The 22,081-nt window shown below is 39.2% G+C and carries 20 protein-coding genes and 1 pseudogene; 18 read left to right on the top strand and 3 right to left on the bottom strand.

Annotated elements, in window-relative coordinates; translation table 11 throughout:
* Nucleotides 1-26: 26 nt before the first annotated feature.
* The 8 genes from QWY93_RS12570 to lepB all read left to right on the top strand — a co-directional run bounded on the left by QWY93_RS12570 (nt 27) and on the right by lepB (nt 8,561).
* Nucleotides 27-170 carry a hypothetical protein gene (locus QWY93_RS12570; RefSeq protein WP_290248610.1) on the top strand — a complete coding sequence of 48 codons (144 nt, stop codon included), beginning with the start codon at nt 27-29 and terminating at the stop codon, nt 168-170.
* A 341-nt stretch (nt 171-511) separates the two neighbouring features.
* The gene (gene pyrG, locus QWY93_RS12565; protein ID WP_290248609.1) at nt 512-2,137 is read left to right on the top strand and encodes a CTP synthase; all 1,626 of its coding nucleotides are present in this window, start codon (nt 512-514) and stop codon (nt 2,135-2,137) included.
* 55 nt (nt 2,138-2,192) lie between these two features.
* Entirely contained in the window at nt 2,193-4,004 is a 1,812-nt protein-coding gene (yidC, locus tag QWY93_RS12560) for a membrane protein insertase YidC (protein ID WP_290248608.1), read from the top strand.
* A gap of 395 nt (nt 4,005-4,399) precedes the next feature.
* Nucleotides 4,400-5,179: a ParA family protein gene (locus QWY93_RS12555; protein WP_290248607.1), complete on the top strand. Its 780-nt coding sequence runs from the start codon at nt 4,400-4,402 to the stop codon at nt 5,177-5,179.
* Between the two features lie 14 nt (nt 5,180-5,193).
* The gene (locus tag QWY93_RS12550; RefSeq protein WP_290248606.1) at nt 5,194-6,120 is read left to right on the top strand and encodes a ParB/RepB/Spo0J family partition protein; all 927 of its coding nucleotides are present in this window, start codon (nt 5,194-5,196) and stop codon (nt 6,118-6,120) included.
* Between the two features lie 43 nt (nt 6,121-6,163).
* Nucleotides 6,164-6,745, top strand: coding sequence for a DUF5683 domain-containing protein (locus tag QWY93_RS12545; RefSeq protein ID WP_290248605.1), 582 nt, complete (start codon nt 6,164-6,166; stop codon nt 6,743-6,745).
* Between the two features lie 7 nt (nt 6,746-6,752).
* Entirely contained in the window at nt 6,753-7,475 is a 723-nt protein-coding gene (gene dapB / locus QWY93_RS12540; RefSeq protein WP_290248604.1) for a 4-hydroxy-tetrahydrodipicolinate reductase, read from the top strand.
* Between the two features lie 15 nt (nt 7,476-7,490).
* Complete coding sequence (gene lepB / locus QWY93_RS12535; RefSeq protein ID WP_290248603.1) at nt 7,491-8,561, top strand: signal peptidase I; 1,071 nt, start codon at nt 7,491-7,493, stop codon at nt 8,559-8,561.
* 99 nt (nt 8,562-8,660) lie between these two features.
* Here lepB and ung read toward each other — a convergent pair whose 3' ends face one another.
* The gene (ung, locus tag QWY93_RS12530) at nt 8,661-9,323 is read right to left on the bottom strand and encodes a uracil-DNA glycosylase (protein ID WP_290248602.1); all 663 of its coding nucleotides are present in this window, start codon (nt 9,321-9,323) and stop codon (nt 8,661-8,663) included.
* A gap of 72 nt (nt 9,324-9,395) precedes the next feature.
* On the opposite strand from ung, the gene apaG reads away from it, so the two are divergent.
* Together apaG and QWY93_RS12520 are read left to right on the top strand one after the other, a co-directional pair.
* Complete coding sequence (apaG, locus tag QWY93_RS12525) at nt 9,396-9,782, top strand: Co2+/Mg2+ efflux facilitator ApaG/CorD (RefSeq protein ID WP_290248601.1); 387 nt, start codon at nt 9,396-9,398, stop codon at nt 9,780-9,782.
* A gap of 149 nt (nt 9,783-9,931) precedes the next feature.
* Entirely contained in the window at nt 9,932-10,570 is a 639-nt protein-coding gene (locus tag QWY93_RS12520) for an O-methyltransferase (protein WP_290248600.1), read from the top strand.
* A gap of 77 nt (nt 10,571-10,647) precedes the next feature.
* On the opposite strand, the pseudogene QWY93_RS12515 reads toward QWY93_RS12520, so the two are convergent.
* A pseudogene (locus QWY93_RS12515) lies at nt 10,648-11,241 on the bottom strand (class I SAM-dependent methyltransferase).
* A gap of 46 nt (nt 11,242-11,287) precedes the next feature.
* Between QWY93_RS12515 and QWY93_RS12510 the strand changes: the two are divergent.
* The 4 genes from QWY93_RS12510 (at nt 11,288) to rplI (ending at nt 13,516) form a co-directional block, all read left to right on the top strand.
* Complete coding sequence (locus tag QWY93_RS12510; RefSeq protein ID WP_290248599.1) at nt 11,288-12,208, top strand: DUF8428 domain-containing protein; 921 nt, start codon at nt 11,288-11,290, stop codon at nt 12,206-12,208.
* Nucleotides 12,209-12,411: 203 nt separating this feature from the next.
* Entirely contained in the window at nt 12,412-12,783 is a 372-nt protein-coding gene (gene rpsF / locus QWY93_RS12505) for a 30S ribosomal protein S6 (protein WP_290248598.1), read from the top strand.
* The gene (gene rpsR / locus QWY93_RS12500; protein ID WP_290248597.1) at nt 12,780-13,031 is read left to right on the top strand and encodes a 30S ribosomal protein S18; all 252 of its coding nucleotides are present in this window, start codon (nt 12,780-12,782) and stop codon (nt 13,029-13,031) included. The genes rpsF and rpsR overlap by 4 nt, the downstream gene beginning before the upstream one ends.
* A gap of 41 nt (nt 13,032-13,072) precedes the next feature.
* Entirely contained in the window at nt 13,073-13,516 is a 444-nt protein-coding gene (gene rplI, locus QWY93_RS12495) for a 50S ribosomal protein L9 (protein ID WP_290248596.1), read from the top strand.
* A 77-nt stretch (nt 13,517-13,593) separates the two neighbouring features.
* Here the strand turns inward: rplI and QWY93_RS12490 are convergent, their stop codons facing one another.
* A complete protein-coding gene (locus QWY93_RS12490; RefSeq protein WP_290248595.1) occupies nt 13,594-13,845 on the bottom strand; it encodes a hypothetical protein in 252 nt (83 codons plus the stop codon).
* Nucleotides 13,846-14,095: 250 nt separating this feature from the next.
* On the opposite strand from QWY93_RS12490, the gene QWY93_RS12485 reads away from it, so the two are divergent.
* From QWY93_RS12485 to QWY93_RS12470, 4 genes are all read left to right on the top strand, one after another.
* Entirely contained in the window at nt 14,096-15,076 is a 981-nt protein-coding gene (locus QWY93_RS12485) for a GSCFA domain-containing protein (RefSeq protein WP_290248594.1), read from the top strand.
* Nucleotides 15,077-15,114: 38 nt separating this feature from the next.
* Nucleotides 15,115-17,148 carry a thioredoxin domain-containing protein gene (locus QWY93_RS12480; protein WP_290248593.1) on the top strand — a complete coding sequence of 678 codons (2,034 nt, stop codon included), beginning with the start codon at nt 15,115-15,117 and terminating at the stop codon, nt 17,146-17,148.
* 6 nt (nt 17,149-17,154) lie between these two features.
* On the top strand, nt 17,155-19,680 hold the full coding sequence (gene priA, locus QWY93_RS12475) for a replication restart helicase PriA (protein WP_290248592.1): 2,526 nt from the start codon (nt 17,155-17,157) through the stop codon (nt 19,678-19,680).
* A 387-nt stretch (nt 19,681-20,067) separates the two neighbouring features.
* Nucleotides 20,068-21,861, top strand: a complete 1,794-nt coding sequence (locus tag QWY93_RS12470) for an SLC13 family permease (RefSeq protein WP_290248591.1) — start codon at nt 20,068-20,070, stop codon at nt 21,859-21,861.
* Nucleotides 21,862-22,081 lie beyond the last annotated feature (220 nt).

The following is a 22,081-nucleotide window of genomic DNA, read 5'->3' as shown; positions in this document are numbered from 1 at the left end:
GGAAAAGAACTAAAACTTGAATAGATATGGCAGTTACTACACTAAAAAGAAAAGCAAGAAGAAATAGACAAAGGCAAAATACCAGAGTAATCAAAATCAAGCAATTGAATGCTAAGCCTGTGATCAAAAACGTAGACGTTGAAAAAATCAAGGAAGAGTTCAAAAAGTAATTTGTCTGAAAAAAAGATAAAATTCATAAGGCCTTGACATCAAATCAAGGTCTTTTTTTTGTACCCTTTTCAAAAAAAATTCAAAATTGCCGGCTATCAATAATCAAATTCATCAAGCCGGAAAAAATTTCCTTTGGGAAAGCTGTTTTAGGTAATTATTGACCAGAACCACTTAAAGCCAAAATCAAGGGATTTCCTTGAGGCTTATTATTTCCTCCAAATTTTCAGGGCATACCCCTGAATTAAAAACAAAATTTTAATCCAATCTCAGGGGGCCAAGTCAATAATTTTGCCTAATTTTGAGCCCCATAGGAATTCAAACAAAACATTATAACATTCTTATGGCGTCACCCACCAAATATATCTTTATTACAGGGGGAGTTACTTCTTCATTAGGAAAAGGAATCATTGCAGCCTCTTTGGCCAAACTTTTACAGTCCAGAGGTTTTAAAGTCACCATCCAGAAATTTGACCCTTACCTCAACATTGATCCGGGAACATTGAATCCCTACGAACACGGGGAATGTTATGTCACTGAAGATGGAGCAGAGACAGACTTGGACCTGGGACATTATGAGCGTTTTTTGAACACCACTACTTCCCAAGACAATAATGTAACCACCGGAAGGATTTACAATAACGTCATCACCAAAGAACGTAAAGGTGATTTTCTGGGGAAAACCGTCCAAGTAATCCCTCATATTACCGATGAAATCAAAAACAGTTTTTATAGGCTGGGAGAAGAGGGCAATTATGATGTAGTGATCACCGAAATTGGGGGTTGCGTGGGTGATATCGAATCACTACCCTTTATTGAGGCTGTTAGACAGGCCAGATGGGACTTGGGCCCCAACAACTTCCTGGTGGTTCACCTGACCTTGATCCCCTATCTTTCTGCTGCCAAAGAACTCAAAACCAAACCCACCCAGCACTCTGTAAAACAATTGCTGGAAGCTGGTATCCAACCTGACATTTTGGTGTGCCGCTCAGAACATCACCTTCCCCTTGACGTCAAAAAGAAACTTGCCTTATTCTGTAATGTTCAGCTCAACTGTGTAATTGAGGCTATGGATGCGGAAACCATCTACGATGTTCCACTCCATATGAAAAAGGAAAAATTGGATGAAAGGGTAATGACCAAACTAAAACTTCCTTCCAAATCTGACACCAAACTGGAAAACTGGAAGGAGTTTTTGGGCAAATTAAAAAACCCTACCCAAGAGGTAAACATCGGATTGGTAGGAAAATATGTAACCCTTCCTGATGCTTATAAATCCATCATTGAATCCTTTATCCATGCAGGTGCTGCCTGTGAAACCAAGGTCAACTTAAGCTTGATTTCTTCCGAGGAGATCAAAAAAGATAATGTTTCCAAAAAATTAGCTGAACTAGACGGGATTTTGGTTGCCCCTGGTTTTGGCGAAAGAGGGCTTGATGGAAAGTTGGAAACAGTTAATTTTGCAAGAACCAATAACATCCCTTTCTTTGGGATCTGCTTGGGCATGCAAACAGCTGTTATTGAATTTGCCAACAATGCCCTTGGATTGACCGGTGCCAGTTCCACTGAAATGAACCCAGATACCCCACACCCTGTTATTGCCCTGATGCAAGAACAAAAAGATGTGGAACAAATGGGAGGCACCATGAGACTTGGATCCTATCCATGTGACCTTAAAAAAGGAACAAAAGCAAGTGCAGCTTATGGTAAAGCCAAAATCCATGAAAGACACCGGCACCGCTATGAATTCAACAATGATTACCTCAAGCAATATGAGGAAAATGGTATGATTGCTACCGGAATTAACCCGGAATCGGGTCTGGTGGAAATCATTGAAATAAAAGACCATCCATGGTTTGTGGGCACCCAGTTCCATCCGGAATATAAGAGTACCGTCCTTACCCCTCATCCCTTATTTGTGAGGTTTATCAAGGCAACCTTGGACAACAAAAAGAAAAACAATAATTAAACATTGAAGGTACTTTCCCTTCACCGGGGTTGAAGTACAATAATCCTATACAATTATGGACAGAAATCAAGCGACAGGTCTTATACTTTTCGCAGCCGTGCTCCTGGTTTACTCTTTCTTTTTTGCCAGTAACCCAGAGCCTGAAAAAGTTCAACCAGGTGCCCCTGAAACTACCCAGGAAGCCCACACTACCGAAAAAGAACAGGAAGCTGTTTCTTCTCCAGAGCCAACACAAGAAGCTGATAGCCTGGTAAATGCCAGAAACAAGGCTAAATATGGGGACTTTGCCCCATTGGTCACTGGAACGGAGGAAAAAGTGGCACTGGAAAATGGTTTGGTGAAAATCATATTCTCTACCAAAGGAGGGGAAATTAAGCTTGTTGAACTTAAGGGTTTTAATACCTGGGCCAATGAGCCTTTAATCCTGATGGATGAAAAAAGTGCTTCCTTTGACTATCAAATCCAAACCAATAAGGGCCCACTAAGCTTAAACCAGTTTTACTTTGAAGCCTCTTCCCAGGAAATCACCTTGGAAGAAAAAACTGCCCAGCAGATAACATTTTCTGCCCGTACAGCTCAGGGTGAAATCAGCCGGACTTATACCCTTCCAGCGGGTAGTTATGTAATGAGCCATGATATCTCCACCCAGGGAATTGGCGCGAACCTTACAGATCAACAAATTACCATTCACTGGAAGGATCAACTTAAAAAGCAGGAAGGTGACATTGATGAGTCCAGAAGGAAAACTTATGTCAATTATTATACCCAGGAGGGAGATTATGATTACTTAAGCGCTTCCTCAGATGAAGATGCCGAAGAAGTAAGCGCACCTGTAAAGTGGGTGGCTTTCAAACAACGGTTTTTCACCTCTGGTATTATAGCCAAAGATCAATTTTCAAAAGCGGATTTGGAACAGGAGATTCCCCAGGACACCATGTCGGTTAAGAACATGTCCGCTACCCTGTCTCTTCCAATCAATAATGATCTTGCCAACAACAGCTATTACTTTGGTCCCAACAACTACAAAATTCTCAAAAAGGTAACCCCTGAATTTGAGAAAAATGTGGACATGGGCTACTTCTTTGTAAGTTGGGTCAACAAATACATTATTGTTAACCTTTTCCATTATTTGGAAAAAGTGTTCACCAATTATGGTGTCATCATTATCCTGATAGTATTGATCATCAAATTGTTTTTGTTCCCGTTGACCTACAAATCCTATGTGGGTATGGCCAAGATGCGGGTGATAAAACCGGAAATTGATGAACTGAAAGAAAAATACAGTGATGACCCCACTAAAATGCAACAGGAGCAGATGAAACTCTTCAGCCAATTGGGGGTAAGTCCATTGAGCGGGTGTTTGCCCATGTTGTTTCAAATGCCTTTTCTTTTTGCCATGTTCTTCTTTTTCCCCAATTCCATAGAATTGAGGCAGGAATCTTTCCTTTGGGCACATGACCTGTCCACCTATGATTCTATCATCAATTTGCCCTTCAGCATTCCTTTTTATGGTAGCCATGTCAGCCTATTTACTTTGTTGATGACGGTTTCCCAAATTACCTATACCAAATTCAACAACCAATTGACAGCTGCTCAGGGCCCCATGAAGAACATTGGTTATATTATGCCTGTAACTTTCATGTTTGTATTGAATTCTTATCCGGCAGCATTGAGTTTCTACTATTTTGTTTCAAACATGGTTACTTTCGGCCAGCAAGCTTTGATCAAGCAATTTGTGGATGACAGCAAAATCCGTCAAAAAATTGAAGCAAACAAAAAGAAAAATGCCAATAAGAAGAAATCAAAATTCCAGTCAAGACTGGAGGAAGCCATGAAGGTAGCCGAGGAAAGCAAAAAGAAAAAATAAATTATTCCACACTAAAAAGGGGCTTTCAATTGAAAGCCCCTTTTTTGATAACATTTGTTAAAATTTAATAACTATTCAAAATTCCGAATTGATTATATACAATTAAAAATCAAAGTTTTATCAAGTATCCACAATTGGATGTGGAAAAGAAACTGTTTCATGTAACAATTAAACTTATATCTTTGTGAAACGTGTAATTAGCATTTTGATAATAGCCCATTGACAAAACCAGAAAGCGGATTGAACTAATGTCCAGCTTGGGTTGACCAACAGATTAATTTAGGTGGATCAATCCTATTGCATTTTTTTTGAAATGCAAAAAAGCTGTCAATGACACTGGTTTAGAAATGATTATGCTTATTATTGGATTTTAAACCACCATTGGACTTCAAATAATGGGAAAAATAGTAGCAATAGCCAACCAGAAAGGCGGCGTGGGAAAAACGACCACAGCCATGAACTTAGCGGCCAGTTTGGCCATCCTGGAGTTTAAAACGCTGGTCATCGATGCAGACCCTCAAGCCAACACCACCTCAGGACTTGGACAGGATCCAAAGGAGATCGATAACAGTATTTATGAGTGTATGGTAGATGGTGTTGAAATTTCTTCTATTATTCGCCATACAGAAATCGAAAACCTGGATTTAGTTCCCTCCCATATCGACCTTGTCGGTGCGGAAGTGGAAATGATCAACCTGGAAAACAGGGAGGAAAAGATGCGTTCAGTGGTATCCAAGATCAAGGACGATTATGATTTTGTTATCATTGACTGTTCTCCATCCTTGGGCCTGATCACCATCAATGCCTTAACGGCAGCCAATTCGGTCATTATTCCGGTTCAGTGTGAATATTTCGCTCTGGAAGGACTGGGGAAATTACTCAACACCATCAAAATTATCCAAACCCGGCTTAATATCGACCTGGAAATCGAAGGCATCCTTTTGACCATGTATGATGTCAGGTTAAGGCTTTCCAATCAGGTAGTTGATGAAGTCAAAATGCATTTTAAAAACATGGTATTCAATACCATCATACCTAGGAACGTTAGACTAGGAGAATCGCCAAGTTTTGGCCTTCCGGTCATTGCTTTTGATGCGGAAGGAAAAGGAGCGGTGGCCTACCTTAACCTGGCCAATGAAATAGCGGAGCGGAACGGCTTGGTAAAAGTAAATTAATATTACAATGAATTATGGCTGATAATCAAAAACCCACAAAAAGGAAAAATGCACTGGGAAGGGGATTGGGTGCTTTGTTACAGGATTCTCCACAGCAAAGGTCAAGACCAGAGGAAGAACAGGATCAAAATCCCGTTGCAGGGATTAATGAGGTGCCTTTATCTGAAATACAGGTCAACCCCTATCAGCCTAGGACCCATTTTGACAAGGAAGCTTTACAGGAATTAGCAGATTCCATTCAGGTCCAAGGAATCATACAACCTATCACCGTACGAAAACTCAGCAATCAGGAATATCAATTGATTTCCGGTGAACGAAGGTTCCAAGCCTCCAAACTGGCTGGGCTGGAATTTATTCCTGCCTATGTCCGGACGGCCAATGACCAGCAAATGCTGGAAATGGCCCTGATTGAAAATATTCAAAGGGAAAATCTTAATGCCCTTGAAATTGCCCACTCCTACCAAAGATTATTGGCTGAATGCGAACTAAAACAGGAACAACTGGGAGAAAGGGTCGGAAAAAACAGGACTACGGTTAATAATTACCTCAGATTGCTTAAACTTCCCCCTGATATCCAAGCAGGTATCCGGGACAAAAAAATCTCCATGGGACATGCAAGGGCTCTGATCAATATTGAGAATGTGGACAAGCAATTGGCCATATACAAAAAAACCCTGGAAGAAGAGCTATCTGTAAGGAAGGTAGAAGCACTAGTAAAAGCCCTTTACAGTGAACCCGAAGAGCCTACAGAAAAAAGCCCAGCATCAGAAATGGATCCGGTTAAAAAGTATGAACTGAGTAAAATACAACAGCGATTGGCCTCCCATTTTGGATCCAGGGTGAATTTAAAAATGGACCATAAGGATAAAGGTGAAATCAAAATCCCATTCAGGTCTGCAGATGATTTGAACAGGATATTGGAAATTCTAGAAATTATCTAAAGTGACTTATAAACCACTTAAATGTTTGGTTAAAGAAATAAAAATGGCAATAGTTTATTTTAGCAAAACTATTGCTGTTTTTGTTTTATTACTCCTTTTGCATCATGGGGTTTCGGGGCAGGAAATCATTGATTTGGACACGGCAGCCCAGGAATCGGAAATTATCCTGAATAAAAATCCCAAAAACCCCAGAACAGCAGTAATTCTTTCTGCCATTTTACCCGGAGCTGGCCAGATATATAATGAAAAGCCCTGGAAAGTCCCTTTGCTTTATGGAGGCATCGCAACCAACCTCTATTTTCTGGATTTCAATAACAGAAGGTATCAGCTATTTAAGCGGGCATTGGAGGTTTTTAGAGAAGACGATCCCAACGTTCCCAATATGTTTCCCTACCTCAATGAAGCAGGGCTGATCAGGAATGTGGATTATTGGCGAAGAAACCGGGATGGAGTTTACCTTTTATTTGGAGCCATATATGTTTTGAACATTATTGATGCCTTGGTAGACGCACATCTGTCAGGCTTTGATGTTTCAGATGATTTGACCATGAATATTGAACCTGCTCTTGAAACCATGTCGGCAAGAGGAAAAACGATAGGATTATCTTTTAAATTAAAATTTTAACATTTTCATGAACATACTGATTTTAGGATATGGCAAAATGGGCAAAATCATTGCCGAAATTGCAGAAGAAAGAGGCCATACCATTGCAGGAAAAATAGACATCAGCAACGTAAACCAACTTGAAAAATTGGATACTGACAAGATTGATGTAGCCATTGAGTTTAGTCAACCCGAGGCTGCCTTTGACAATCTTTCTTGGGCAATTAACCATCAAATTCCCGTGGTTTGCGGCACCACTGGTTGGTTAGATAAAAAACCATTGATCGAGGAATTGACAAAATCCAAAAACGGGGCATTTTTCTATGCTTCCAATTACAGCATTGGTGTAAATATGTTTTTTAAGGTTAATCAGTTTTTGGCCAAAATGATGAATGACCAACCTGATTATGAAGCAAGCATGGAGGAAATACATCATACTGAGAAAAAAGATGCCCCAAGTGGAACAGCTATTACCTTGGCAGAAGGAATTATCAATGAGCTTGACCGAGTAAAACAATGGAGCTTGAAAGAAGAAAGCGAAGGGAAAGAACAAAATGTAACAATTACTGCCAAGCGGGTGGATCCAGCACCAGGCACCCACATTGTCAATTATCATTCTGAAATTGATGACATTGAAATCAAACATACTGCACACAGCAGAAAAGGTTTTGCCTTGGGCGCAGTGCTTGTAGCAGAATGGATCAAGGACAAAAAAGGTGTATTGTCCATGGATGATTTTTTAACCTTTTAAGTCTTAATTGCGAAAATGAGAAAAGATAAAAAGAAAAAGGGACCGGTCCGGGAGTGGTTAGACGCCCTGGTCTTTGCCGTTATTGCAGCCAGTTTGATCCGCTGGTTGTTTTTGGAGCCATTTACCATTCCAACCGCTTCCATGGAAAAGTCACTGTTGGTGGGGGATTTTTTGTTTGTAAGCAAAATGCACTATGGCACTCGTACACCAAAAACCCTGTTGCAAGTTCCTTTGACCCATCAGAAAATTTGGGGTACGGATATCCCCTCCTATTCGGATGCCATCGAGCTTCCTTATTTTAGGCTCCCTGGATTTGGTGATGTTGAAAGAAATGATGTGGTGGTTTTTAACTATCCTGATGAATTTGAACATCCCGTGGACCTGAAAACCAATTACATTAAAAGAGCGGTTGGACTTCCCGGGGATGTAATTTCCATTGAAAACACCCAGTTGATGATCAATGGTAAATCAGCAGAAAACCCGGAAAATATGCAGTTTTCCTATGATGTAATCCCCAACAGAATGTTAAATGCAGACTTCTTTGAAGGCTATGATATCAACCCAGACTCCTTCCATCCCTATAATGGAATGTATGTAGTCTTTACCACTCCGGAGATTGCCCAGCGACTGGCCAAGTCACCAGTCATCAAAGAAGTAAATATCAGGGCATATAACAAGGGAAAGGGAGATCCAGATATTCATCCTGATGGTGCTTATTATGGATGGAACCGGGATAATTTTGGGCCGTTAGAAATCCCTGCAGAAGGTTGGACCATAGATTTGACAGAGGACAATGTCAGAAGGTATGCCTTTACTATCAAAAATTATGAAGGCCATGATGATATCCGGATTGAAGCCAATCAGGTATTTATCAATGGAAAAAAACAAGACACCTATACCTTCCAGCAGAACTATTATTTCATGATGGGAGACAACCGCCATGATTCATTGGATTCCCGTTTTTGGGGATTTGTCCCAGAAGACCATATTGTTGGAAAAGCATGGTTCTTATGGCTATCCCTAGACAAACACAAAAGTATGTTTAGCAAAATAAGGTGGGACCGTTTTTTCCAAAGTATACATTAAGCAATAAAAAGAGGTAGGGCATTCCTACCTCTTTTTTTATTTTATTGAATTCAATTTCAAGCTTACCAGCCAACCAAATATCTCATCACCATCCTCTATTCACCATTTAATCTCGTCCATCCCTTTATCCTTCAAATAAGCATTGGCCTTGCTAAAATGGCCACAGCCCAAAAATCCCCGGTGAGCAGACAATGGACTTGGATGGGGGGCATGTAATTTCAAATGTTTTTTGTCAGAGATAAATGCCGCTTTTTTACGAGCATAAGCACCCCAAAGTAAAAATACCAAACCTTCTTTTTCTTCGGCCAATTTATGAATCACCGCATCAGTAAATTCCTCCCAACCTTTTCGCTGGTGGGATCCTGCTTTCCTTGCCTCAACGGTCAGGGTGGCATTCAGCAATAATACCCCTTGGTCTGCCCAACGTTCCAAATTCCCATTCGGAGGAACTTCCGCTCCAACATCCTGCTTTAGCTCCTTAAAAATATTAAGTAAGGAAGGTGGAAATGGCACCCCTTCCGGTACAGAAAAAGATAAACCATGGGCTTGGCCTGGTCCATGATAAGGATCCTGACCAAGGATAACCACTTTTACTTTATTAAAAGGACAATGCTCAAAAGCATTAAAAATATCGTTTCCTTTGGGATAAATGGTTTTGTTTTGGTACTCAGATTTCACAAATTGGATCAGGGATTTAAAATAAGGTTTTTCAAATTCCCCATTTAGCTTATCCTTCCAACTTTGCTCTATTTTAACGTTCATTTAGTTTTTTCACTTGAGAATTCATAAGAAACCCTTAATTTCGGACAAATATCCATTTACTCAAAAATTTTAATGGTTACGGCAATCACTCAAGGTATCAAGGTCAGCGTAGAGGCCACTTATCAAGGGAAATATTCTAGCCCTCATCAGCATCATTTTGTTTTTACTTACCAAATAACCATTGAAAACAATAGCGCCTTCACCACTCAACTTTTGAGGAGGAAATGGGAAATTTCTGATGCTGGAATGGACACCAAAATTGTAGAGGGTGACGGTGTGATCGGCCAACAACCCATATTAGAACCTGGCCAATCCCATACCTATGTTTCTGGGTGTAATTTGCATTCCGGACTCGGAAAAATGAAGGGAAGCTATATTTTGGAAAAATTACAAAATGGTCAGCTTATTGAGGTTATCATTCCTGAATTCCAATTAATTGCAGACTTATTTGACAACTAATTGTGCAAAATCAACTTTTCTCTTTTCTTTCCTATTTAAAATACTTTTTAAAAAAAGAAGACCACCACTCGTTGCAATCCCCATTTGCTTATCAAATGTATCAGGGACTTAGGAAGTATCAGAAAAACCACCAAAAAAGTTTTCCAGAATTGGAAGCTAAAAAAATTAAATTGCTTCAAGATCAACGCAGCATTCCCATTAAAGATTTTGGTGCCGGTTCCAGGGCCTTAAAAAAAGAAAAACACAGAAAGATAGCAGCCATCACCCGTCATAGCAGCAGCCCAACCAAGTTTTCCCTCTTGTATCAATTTTTTTGCGGTAAAACACCTGCCCAAACTGTCCTGGAGCTAGGAACATGCGTTGGGATCAATACCTGCTATTTAGCAAAAGTCACCAAAGGTACTTTATTTACCTTTGAAGGGGCTGAAGCTTTGGGGGATTTGGCAGAGAGCATCTTTGAAGAAAGATTTCCTATTCAATTAGTAAGAGGAAATATAGATCAAACTCTTCCCTACTTTTTGAAAAAAAAACCAAAGTTGGATTTTGTACTGATGGATGCTCACCATACTTATAAGGCTACTATTGCATATTTTGACCAAATCCTCCCCTTCTTGCACGAGGATAGCATTGTAGCCATTGGAGATATTCATTGGTCGCAAGGAATGGAAAAGGCTTGGGAGGAAATCAAAACATATCCAGGACTGACTGTCAGCATGGATTTTTTTGAATGTGGTATTTTATTTTTCAAGAAAGGAGTTCCAAAAAACAATTATATCCTTCATTTTTAATGGATTATCATAAAATAATCTGAATTTGTTTAAAAAAAGACGGAATTGGGTATTCCAATGCAATGTCCTATGGGGCCTTATTTGGCTGGCTTCTCCAAGATAATAAATAATTCTTTACCTTGTCTGGGGGGAATAGAGTTATAACAAGGTTCTATGGTATGGATTTTAAACAGGGGCTTAAAATAACTCAAATATTCTTCTTTAGTTCCTCCAAATGGAGGTAAATCTACCCCAAATTCCCCCTCGAATAGCACCCCAACCAGTTTTCCGGAAGGTTTTAGCAATTCGAACATTTTTTGAGCATACTCTTTTCTTTTTCCGGGTTCGAGTGCACAAAAAAATGTTTGTTCCAAAATTAGATCGTATTAGCCCTTATGTTGAAAAAAATCCTCCTGATGAACATGATTTTTAGGAAATTCCGGAAAATGATTCAAAAATGCTTTTAAAGGAATTGGTGAAATATCCAAAATATGTACATTTTTAAACCCTATTTCATGAGAATAGGCTACTTCATGCCCATTCCCCGCCCCAGGAATTAAAATATTCACTTTCTTGTTGGGAATTTGGTCTAAATATTGCTTTATGGGAATGGTTATACTTCCTGTGTCCCATTCAGTACGACCCTGCAAGTACCTGGAAGTCCAGAAATTTTCATTAAAATGTGTGTACATTTGAATGGTATCTTTAGATTAAATGAGGCCTAATTAACTTTAAAATATGAGTACTAATATACCCGAAGAAAAAAAATCCAAAAATGAAAGAGGTAAAAATATCCTCATTATTGTTTTGATCCTTTTAGTGATTGTCAGTGGTATTAAGTTGTATTTTGACAATGTAGAAAAATCAAATAAAACCGAGGAAATTCTCATTCTTTCAGAGGAAAACAACAACCTCAACCTAAGGATTGATTCAATGGCTTACCAATTGGACCTCAGGATTCAGGAAATCAAAAAACTGGGAGGAAATGTGGATTCTCTGATCATGCTAAAGGAAGAGTTGATCCAGGAACGTAACACTGATCGTAACCGTTCTGCAGCAGAGATTGCCCAGCTCAACAAAAAAATAGACAGCTTTTCCAATGTCCTGGCCGAAAAAGACCTGGAAATAGTTCGGTTGAAACAAGTCAATGAGCAACTTTTTACCGAAAATCAGGATCTAAAAACTTCCAAGGCAGAAATTGAAGACTCCATCGTACAACTTAACCTCAAACAGGAACAGTTAAAAGAAAAGGTAAATATGGCCCAAAGGCTACATGCAGAAAATATTACCATAGCAGCTGTCAATTCAAGAGGTAGGGAAAGAGAGGGATCTTTTAAAAACCGTCACCTTGAAAAACTTAAAATATCCTTTAACCTTACCGAAAATAAAGTGGCAGACCCCGGAACCAAAGATATTTTTGTTCAGGTGGTAGCTCCCAATAATCAGGTCATCTTTGACATTGCAAAAGGATCAGGAACCTTTAATATTGATGGAAGAGAGGAATTTTTTACTGCTAAGCAGGATATCCTCTTCGATAATTCCAGTCAAAAACTCATTTACCTGTATGAAAAAGGAACCGAATATACAGAAGGGATTTATGAAGTTCGGATTTATGCTGATGGTTTTCAGATCGGCAATAAAGATTTTGAAATCAAATAAATAAGAGAAGTTAAACTTCTCTTATTTATTTGGAGGAGCTTAATAGAAGCAATTGCCTTCTACAAAGCACAGTTTTCTCTTTAGTGAAAAAACCTCTTCCAGGGTGTTTTTTCTTTATATCCTCGCCTATCCCTTTGGATTAAAAAGAATAAACCTCTATTTTTGCGATCTATTAAAACAATTATATCTAAACGATTATTAACATGTTCCAAAAAAATTACGAAACGGTATTCATTTTAACTCCCGTTTTGTCTGATGTTCAGATGAAGGATACCGTTGACAAGTTCATTAGCTTGTTAAAGGAAGAGGGAGCAGATGTTATCAACGTGGAAAACTGGGGGCTTAAAAAATTAGCCTACCCAATCGACAAAAAAACCACAGGTTTTTACATTTTGATTGAGTTCAAGAGCGAGCCCACTTTGATCAAGAAATTCGAGGTTGAGCTTAGAAGAGACGAAAAAGTAATGCGTTTCTTGACCACAGCTTTGGATAAGCATGCCATTGCTTATGCCGAAAGAAGAAGAAAAGGAGAATTCAACAAAAAATCTGAAGTAAAAGAGGAGGCTGCAAAATGACACTTAAGAACGAACCAATCAACAGAGAACAAAATAAGAAAAAGTACTGCCGTTTTAAAAAATTAGGCATCAAGTACATTGATTATAAAGACCCTAACTTCTTGTTGAAGTTTGTAAATGAGCAAGGTAAAATCCTTCCAAGAAGGCTAACCGGAAACTCTGCTAAATTTCAAAGAAAAGTAGCCAATGCCATTAAAAAGGCAAGACATTTGGCCTTGTTACCTTATGTGACTGACGGGTTGAAATAATCCGTTCCTGTTCTATTCAAATACTTTAAAATCATACAACAATGGAAGTTATTTTAAAAACAGACATAAAAGGACTTGGCTACAAAAATGACATGGTAACTGTAAAACCAGGTCATGGCAGAAATTACCTTATTCCTCAGGGTTATGCCGTTTTAGCCACTGCTTCTAACAAAAGAATCCTAGAAGAAAACATTAAGCAAGCCGCTCACAAAGCTGAAAAAATTAAAACTAAAGCTAAGGAGCTGGCTGGGAAGATTGAAGGAGTTACACTTGAAATCAAAGCTAAAATCGGTGATTCCGGTAAGATATTTGGTAAAGTGACCACTCTACAAATTTCCGATGCTCTTGCTGAAAAAGGTATTGAGGTGGACAGAAAGAAAATTTCTATCTCAAGCCCTGTTACCGGTGCGGGTGAATACACTGCTGAAGTAGACCTTCACAGAGAGGTGAAAACTGAAGTAAAATTTAGTGTAGTAGCTGAATAATTTCAGCTATTATAAAAATCATAAGAGGAAGGCTATCCATTTTGGATGGCCTTTCCTATTTTTAAGGGAATGAAAAATTAGGCTAAAATTACTGCTTTTTCTAAATCCTCTATCAATTTTTTGGACACCGAACGGCTGTTTTTTTCTTTTACTTGCTTCAACAATACCAGTGCTATATTCCCTTTTTCCAAAAGGCCAGAAGGATTGTTATCATTACGATAACTACCTAGGCACCATTGAAGCTCTGATACTAAATGGTCATTTACTTTTAGTTTTTGAAGTTTTTCAACCACTGACTCTACAGTTTTTTCCAGTTTACTTGTTTGCATGATGGTACGGTTTGAATTGAATAATCGCTATTAACAAATATCCAATAAACATAACTAAAACAAATTATATTATCAATAAAAAAATATGTATGATAATCCATTGATAACAAACTGTTTAATTTAATATAATTTCTGCAACCCTTATATTAAGAAATTCCATATCCCAAGGAATTGGGGGCCAAAATTCGAGTTTGTCATCCAGTTTTATTTTTTTTCCTATAAAACCAACACTTTTGCTTATTTTTATCCTATGCAATTGCAGACCACATTTCCTATATCCCCTATTCTTCCACTAATCAGTTATGATGCACCAATAGTTTCAGTAGGCTCTTGTTTTTCAACTGTAATTGGCCAAAAGCTTCAAAAACACAAATTTGAGGTCCTCAACAATCCATTTGGGACGATTTTCAACCCTATTTCCATTTTTGAACTAATAAAAAAATCCATTCATAGGGAAGCCCTTTCCTCACAATGGTTGATCCAGCAGGAAGATCGTTACTTGCACTATGAACTTCACTCTGATATTACTGCAGACTCGCAGGAAGGTTTTATGAAACTTTTCCAGGAACAACAAAATAAAACAGCCTCTATTTTAGCCCGGGCGTCTCATTTGATCCTTACTTTCGGAACTTCCCATGTTTACCGCATCAAAGCTTCCCAAAAACTGGTTGCCAATTGCCATAAACAGCCCAGTCAACTTTTTGAAAAGGAACTCCTTGAATTGCCACTAATCCTAGAAGCTTTTGAGCAAATAATCCCTTCAATTAAAATAATAAACCCCAGTTTAAATATCATTGTAACGGTAAGCCCGGTCCGGCATATCAAAGATGGAATCCCAGAAAACCAATTGAGCAAGTCCTTGCTCAGAGTTGCCTGTCATCAATTAGAACAAAATTTCCCGAACGTGCATTATTTCCCAAGCTATGAAATAATGATGGATGAGCTCCGGGATTACCGATATTATAAGGAAGATATGATCCATCCGACCGAGCAGGCTGAAAACTATATATGGGAAAAATTTACAGCATGTAGTTTTAGTGAAGAAACACTTCATAAAGTAGATAAAATCGCTAAAATTCAAAAATCCCTGGAACACAAGGCTTTCAACCCCAAAGGAAAATCCCATCGGCAATTCTTGATCAATCTCTTACAAAAAATGGAACAATTTTCTGGTGAGATTGATTTTTCAGTTGAAATCAGGGAGGTCCAAAAACGATTGTTATCTTTTTAATAACTTGGTAATATATTTTCAGGTAAAACCCTAAAATCATGACAGCTCAAGCCAATAAACTAATTCATAGTCAAAGCCCCTATCTCTTACAGCATGCTTACAATCCTGTAGAATGGTATCCTTGGGGCAAAGAAGCCCTGGAAAGAGCCAAAAAAGAAAATAAACCTATCATTGTTTCCATAGGTTACTCTGCTTGTCATTGGTGTCATGTGATGGAACATGAAAGTTTTGAGGATGAAGAGACTGCTCGACTGATGAATGAGCATTTTATCTGCATCAAAATTGACCGGGAAGAACGACCTGACCTGGACAATATATATATGGATGCCGTACAGGCAATGGGTTTAAATGGGGGATGGCCCTTAAATGTTTTTCTAATGCCCAATCAAAAACCATTTTACGGGGGCACTTATTTTCCGAACCCCAATTGGAAAGGTTTGCTTCAAAATATTGCTGAAGCCTATGAAAAACATTATGAAGAGCTGGCAAAGAGTGCAGAAGGTTTTGGAAAAAGCATTCAAAGGTTAGAAAAGGAAAAATATGGATTACAGGAGGATAAGGAGGATCTTTCCAATAAAGACTTGGCCCATGTAGTCCAAAAAATCATTAACCAAACAGACCCAAAATGGGGTGGCATGGACCGCACACCCAAATTCCCCATGCCTTCTATTTGGCATTTTGTATTGGATGTGGCCCAAGCCAAAGATGATCGCAAACTTGTGGAAGAGGTCATTTTCACCCTTAAAAAGATGGGCATGGGTGGGATTTATGATCATCTGGCGGGTGGATTTGCCCGCTATTCTGTAGATGGTGAATGGTTTGCTCCCCATTTTGAAAAAATGCTTTATGACAATGGTCAGTTATTGGCCCTATTCGCCAAAGCTTATCAAATAAGCCAGGACCCATTTTTTGCCGAAAAGGTGGACGAAACCGTCCAGTGGATTGATAAGGAAATGTTGCAGGAAGAAGGCGGATTTTATGCAGCCTTGGATGCTGACAGTGAAGGAGAGGAAGGGAAATTCTATACTTGGAAGGCTTCTGAATTAGAAGAAATTATGGGTATGGATAAAAACTGGTTTTTCCCCCTTTATAATATTTCGGAAAAAGGCAATTGGGAAAACGGGGTAAACATATTATTTCAAACCCAATCCTACCAAAAATTGGCCGAAATGCAGGAAATCCCCCCACATGAATTTACCGAAAAGGTGAAAAATATGAAAAGCCAGCTCTTGGAAAGGCGTAATCAACGCATCCGGCCAGGGTTGGACGATAAAATCATCAGTGGTTGGAATGGTTTGACCATTTCTGGATTGTCCTATGCTCATTGGGCAACTGGTTCAGAAAAAGCCAAAGAACTAGCTCTTGCAAATGGGGCCTTTTTACTTAAAAAAATGGTGCAGGGTGAAGAACTATTTAGGTCTTATAAAAATGGAAAAGCTTATACCTCCGCCTTTTTGGAAGATTACGCTGCAGTGATACAGGCATTCATCCACCTGTACCAACTCAGTTTCGAAACAAAATGGCTTTTAAAAGCCAAGTCATTAACTGAATACACACTAGAGCATTTTTATGATGAAAAAGAAGGATTGTTTTATTTTAACAACCCTGATGCAGAAGTACTTATAGCCAATAAAAAAGAGATTTTTGACAATGTTATCCCTTCATCCAACAGCATGATGGCTAGGAATATTTACCAACTTAGCTTGTACTTTTATGAAGAAAAATACAAGGAACTATCTGCCAATTTAATGGGCTTGATGAAAAAACTCCTGATCCAGGAACCAGGGTTTTTAACCAATTGGGGAAGCCTCTATTTGGAACGATTGGCCCATACTCCAGAAATTGCTATTGTTGGGAAGGGAGCAATAAAAATAGCGGGACAAATATCTAAGGTATTTCCAGGTCAAAAGGCCATTGCAGCATCTGAAAGCCCAAATGGTGATATCCCCCTATTAAAGCATAAAATAGCAGATTCAAATGGAAATGCTTTAATTTACGTTTGCTTTGACGAGACCTGTAAAAAACCTGTTTCAACCATTGAGGAAGCATTATCCCAAATTCCAAACCTTTAATTAACCTTGGAAAATCTTTTTGGAGATACATTTGATTTGGACGGTGAAGAGGCAGAAGTTGCCGTGTTTGCTGATGTTATCCTTCCGGTGCCTATCCCCAAAATGTTCACTTATCGCATACCCCGTTCTCTGGAAAAAGCTATTGGGATAGGTTACCGAGTAATTGTACAATTTGGGAGAAAAAAGGTTCTCACGGGGATCATTGGCAAGGTACACCAAAAGCCCCCCCAAGCTTACGAAGCCAAACCGATTTTGGAAATCCTTGATGAACAGCCTGTGGTCAACCCTCTCCAGATCAAGTTTTGGTCTTGGATGGCAGAATATTATTGCTGCCATATTGGGGAAGTCATGAATGCTGCCCTTCCCTCAGGGCTCAAGCTTAACAGTGAAAGTAAAATTCAACTCAACCCAGAATTTGATCAGCAAACATCTTCTTTCCCCATTGATGAACGGGAACAGGTCATTTTGGATGCTCTTACACAAAAGGATGAATTGGCTTATGAAGATTGTGGAAAGCTCCTTGGGTTAAAATCAGCTCACCGAATCATCAAAAGCCTGGTGCTCAAAGAGGCAATTTTGGTATACGAGCAGGTCAGGGAAAAATATAGTCCTAAGGTTGAAAATTTTATCAGGCTTAAGGAACCTTATGCTTCTTCCAAAGCGGAACTTGAAAAGCTATTTAACACCATTAGTAAAAAGCCCAAGCAGGAAGAGGTCTTACTAAAATACCTCCAGGAAATACCCGTATTTCAAAACTCTACCAAAAATGAAAATGGCCTCAACAAAAAAGTCTTTTCTGAGGCAGGTTGTTCAACAAGTTCATTGAAGACCCTTGTTAAAAATGAGGTATTGGAGGAATTCAAAGTTATTAAAAGCCGCTTTGAACAAATCCCTTCCAAAGACCTGGAAATAGAATTGGCTCCTTTTCAAAAAGAAGGATTAGAGAAAATTAAAAACCAATTTGAGTCAAAACAAACGGTCCTTTTACATGGAATAACCGGAAGTGGAAAAACCGAAATCTATATTGAATTAATAAAAGAAGTACTGGAAAGTGGTTCACAGGTACTTTTATTACTTCCGGAAATCGCCCTAACCACCCAAATTGTGGCCCGTTTACAAAAAGTATTTGGAAGTAAAATGGGCATCTTTCATTCCAAATACTCGGACAATGAGCGGGTGGAAGTTTGGCAGGGTGTACTAAGCGGTCGTTTTTCCTTTGTGGTCGGTGTAAGATCTTCCATTTTTTTGCCCTTTGACAGTTTGGGTTTGGTTATTATTGATGAGGAACATGAGCCCTCCTTTAAACAATTTGATCCCGCTCCCCGGTTTCAAGCAAGGGATGCAGCTATCATGCTGGCATGGCTTCACCAAGCCAAAACCCTCTTGGGAACCGCTACTCCATCATTTGAATCATATTATAATGCCAAAAATCAAAAATACGGTTATGTCCCCCTTAACAAACGATTTGGGGAAGCTCAACTCCCGGAATTCGTAATGGCAGATATTTTGGCAGATAAAAAAAAGAACCTTTTAAAACTGGATTTCACCAGGATTTTGAGGGAGAAAATTCAGGAAGCTCTTAACCAACAAGAACAGGTTCTTATTTTTCAAAACCGAAGAGGTTATGCTCCATTTACCTCTTGTGATGAATGCGGATGGATACCGGAATGCGAACAATGTGATGTTAGCCTAACTTACCATCAGTACAGCAAAGAAATGCGCTGTCATTATTGTGGCTTTAAGGATAAGGTTCCCCAATCCTGTGTCGCATGTGGCAGCAACAAAATATCTACCATAGGCATGGGGACTGAAAGGATTGAGGAAAGTCTTTCCCTTTTATTTCCTGAAGCCAGGGTTGGAAGGATGGATTTGGACACTACACGGAGCAAATATGCATACCAAAAGATCCTGGAAGATTTTGGGGCAGGCAATCTGGATATATTGGTAGGCACCCAAATGATAACCAAAGGGTTGGATTTTGATAAAGTAACGGTGGTAGGCATTGTGGATGCTGACAGGATACTGCATTTTCCGGACTTCAGGTCAGGAGAAAGGGCTTTTCAACAGATCACCCAAGTGGCAGGCCGGGCAGGAAGGAGAAACCGTCGTGGAAGTGTGATTATCCAAAGTCGAAGACCCGATCATTTTGTATTTGACCAGGTTTTTAAAGGGGACTATGCCAACTTTTACTTAACAGAAATGAGTGAAAGGCAAAGGTTCTTTTACCCTCCATTTGTAAAAAACATTAAAGTCACCATCAAACATAAAGAGTCACAAATTGCACAGAAAGCAGCTAATCACCTTGCCAACCTAATCAAAGATATTCAGGTCAAGAAGATCGTTTTAGGCCCCGAAAAATCTCTCATTGGCAAGATCAAAAACCAGTATCTTTTTGACCTTTTGATCAAATTGGATAAAACAGGAAATGTTCCTGCCCTATTCAAACTGGAATTGAGAAGGTGCCTGGAGGAATTAAATTTCCAAAAGGATTTCAAATCCGTCCGCATTGTCGTTGATGTGGATCCCTATTAAGGGATTTATCTATACTCAGCAGTTTTCTATTCCGTTAAACTTTCTTTCAATTCATTGCCCCCGTTTTAAAATGATATTTTCCTTATTAATTGAAATTTATTCCGCGGGTTAATTTTCTAATTTCCTTCCCATCTTAAAAAAATAAATCTTAAAAAAAATCCATATTTTACTCTACTGAGTCTATAGACTATATGTATATTTGCACCCGGTAAAAATGGTTGGGCCATAAATTGGATTCTAGAAAGCATGCAACTTGGGGACTTGAAAAATACCTTGACAAAAAAAATCAAAATTAAAGCGGATTTTGGTTCAATCATTTTTTATAATTTTTAATCACAATGAGGGAAAGTTCCCTTATTCGAAAAATCAAACTACGGGAAATTTGACATGACCACAGAAGCTGTCATAACCATTTGCGTCATCATCGGTGCCATTTTATTGTTTACCACCGAAATAATCACCATTGACCTTGTTGCTCTTTTGGTCATAGTATCACTTGTTTTGACCGGGGTAATTACTCCTACCCAAAGTGTGGAGGGCTTTAGTAATATGGCCACCCTGACGGTTGCCTTTATGTTTGTCCTTAGTGCTGCCCTGCTAAAAACCGGAGCCCTTCAATACATGGCCCATAGGCTTTCCAAAACCTTCCGGTACAACTTCAACACAGGGATGATTCTGATGATGGTCCTGATTGCAGGAATTTCTGCTTTTGTCAACAACACCCCAGTGGTTGCTGTCTTTATTCCCGTTGTCATTCAAATCGCCCATTCCTCAGGTCAAAGCCCTGCTAAAATGCTGATTCCGCTTTCTTTTGCATCCATTTTTGGGGGGACCTGTACCTTGATAGGAACTTCCACCAACATCCTGGTCAGTGGAATTGCCGAAAAACAAGGGGCTGGATCATTTACCATGTTTGATATGGCGCCTATGGGCGTAATATTTTTGGTTGCAGGGATTTTATATATGGTTTTCCTGGGTATCCGGATGTTACCTGACAGGAAAGATGAAAGGGACCTGAAGGAAAAATTTGGGATGAGAAATTACCTTACAGAAATAAAGCTATTAGAAAACGCTGGTTCTGTAGGAAAAAAGATCATGGATTCTCCTTTGGTTAAGGAATTGGAAATGGACATCATCGAGGTAGCCAGAAATGGATCAAAATTCACACTTCCACCAAAGGATTTTGTCCTCAAGGCCAATGATATCTTAAAAGTCAGGTGTAATGTGGCAAAGATTAAGTCTTTGAAAGACCGGGCTAGGATCTTGGTACCCTCCCCTGTCCAAATCGGTGATGATGACCTGACCGGAAAAAGCTCCACACTGGTGGAAATGATCATTACCTCCAATTCGGAAATTGATGGAAAAACCTTAAATGAGGTAGATTTCAGAAGAAAATATCAGGCCATTCCATTGGCCATTAAACATCGGAAGGAAGTTCAGCATGAACAGCTCTATAATGTCAAACTCAAAGCGGGAGATGTTATTCTCGTTGAGATAAAAAACCATGGCATAAAAGATCTCAAAAAAATGGAAAGTGGTCCAGATGCTCCTTTTGTAATGATCTCAGAAGATGCTTTAACGGATTTTGACAAAAAGAAATTCTACTTGGTGATCGCTGTCATATGCGGGGTAATTGGACTGGCCACCTTTAATGTTTTACATATCATGGTCAGTGTCATTTCCGGTGTGACTGCACTGGTGCTATTGAGAATTTTGACAATGAAAGATGTTTATGAAGCCATTAACTGGAAAGTTGTTTTCCTTCTTGCTGGAGCTTTGAGTTTGGGAACCGCCATGACCAATACAGGATTGGATCAAATCATAGCTGATGAGCTGGTGGTTGACCTGGGGCAGTGGGGGCCAGTAGCATTGGTATCGGGGCTTTATATTGTAACCTCCATCTTGACCGAAATCATGTCCAACAATGCAGCAGCCGCACTTTTGGCACCTATTGCCATTGCAACCGCCCACAAATTAGGTTTAAGTCCAATGCCTTTTCTTATGGCCATAACCTTTGCTGCATCTGCTAGCTTTATGACCCCTGTGGGCTATCATACCAATACCATGGTGTACAGTGCTGGACAATATAAATTTATGGACTTCATTAAAGTTGGCACCTTATTGAACCTATTATTCTGGTTACTGGCCACGCTGCTGATCCCTTTGATTTATAGTTTTTAAGTTAAGGTGGTGTTTCTCCACATTTAAACATTTGATTTGTAGGAGCTAAAAAAGGAAAAATCCTGAATCCTGATAGGGGAATTTGACAATTTGGAAGAGGGCTTTTTCAGGGATAATAGGTAGCCTTTACTTTAGATAAAATTTAGACATTAGGGATGCTTTGTTATTTAATCCTCCAAAAAATCTATAAATTCACCAACCCATCAAGGAACTTTTCGTT

The organism is Echinicola jeungdonensis, from assembly GCF_030409905.1.
Classification (GTDB): domain Bacteria; phylum Bacteroidota; class Bacteroidia; order Cytophagales; family Cyclobacteriaceae; genus Echinicola; species Echinicola jeungdonensis.
This window is presented reverse-complemented; position numbering and strand designations above follow the sequence as displayed.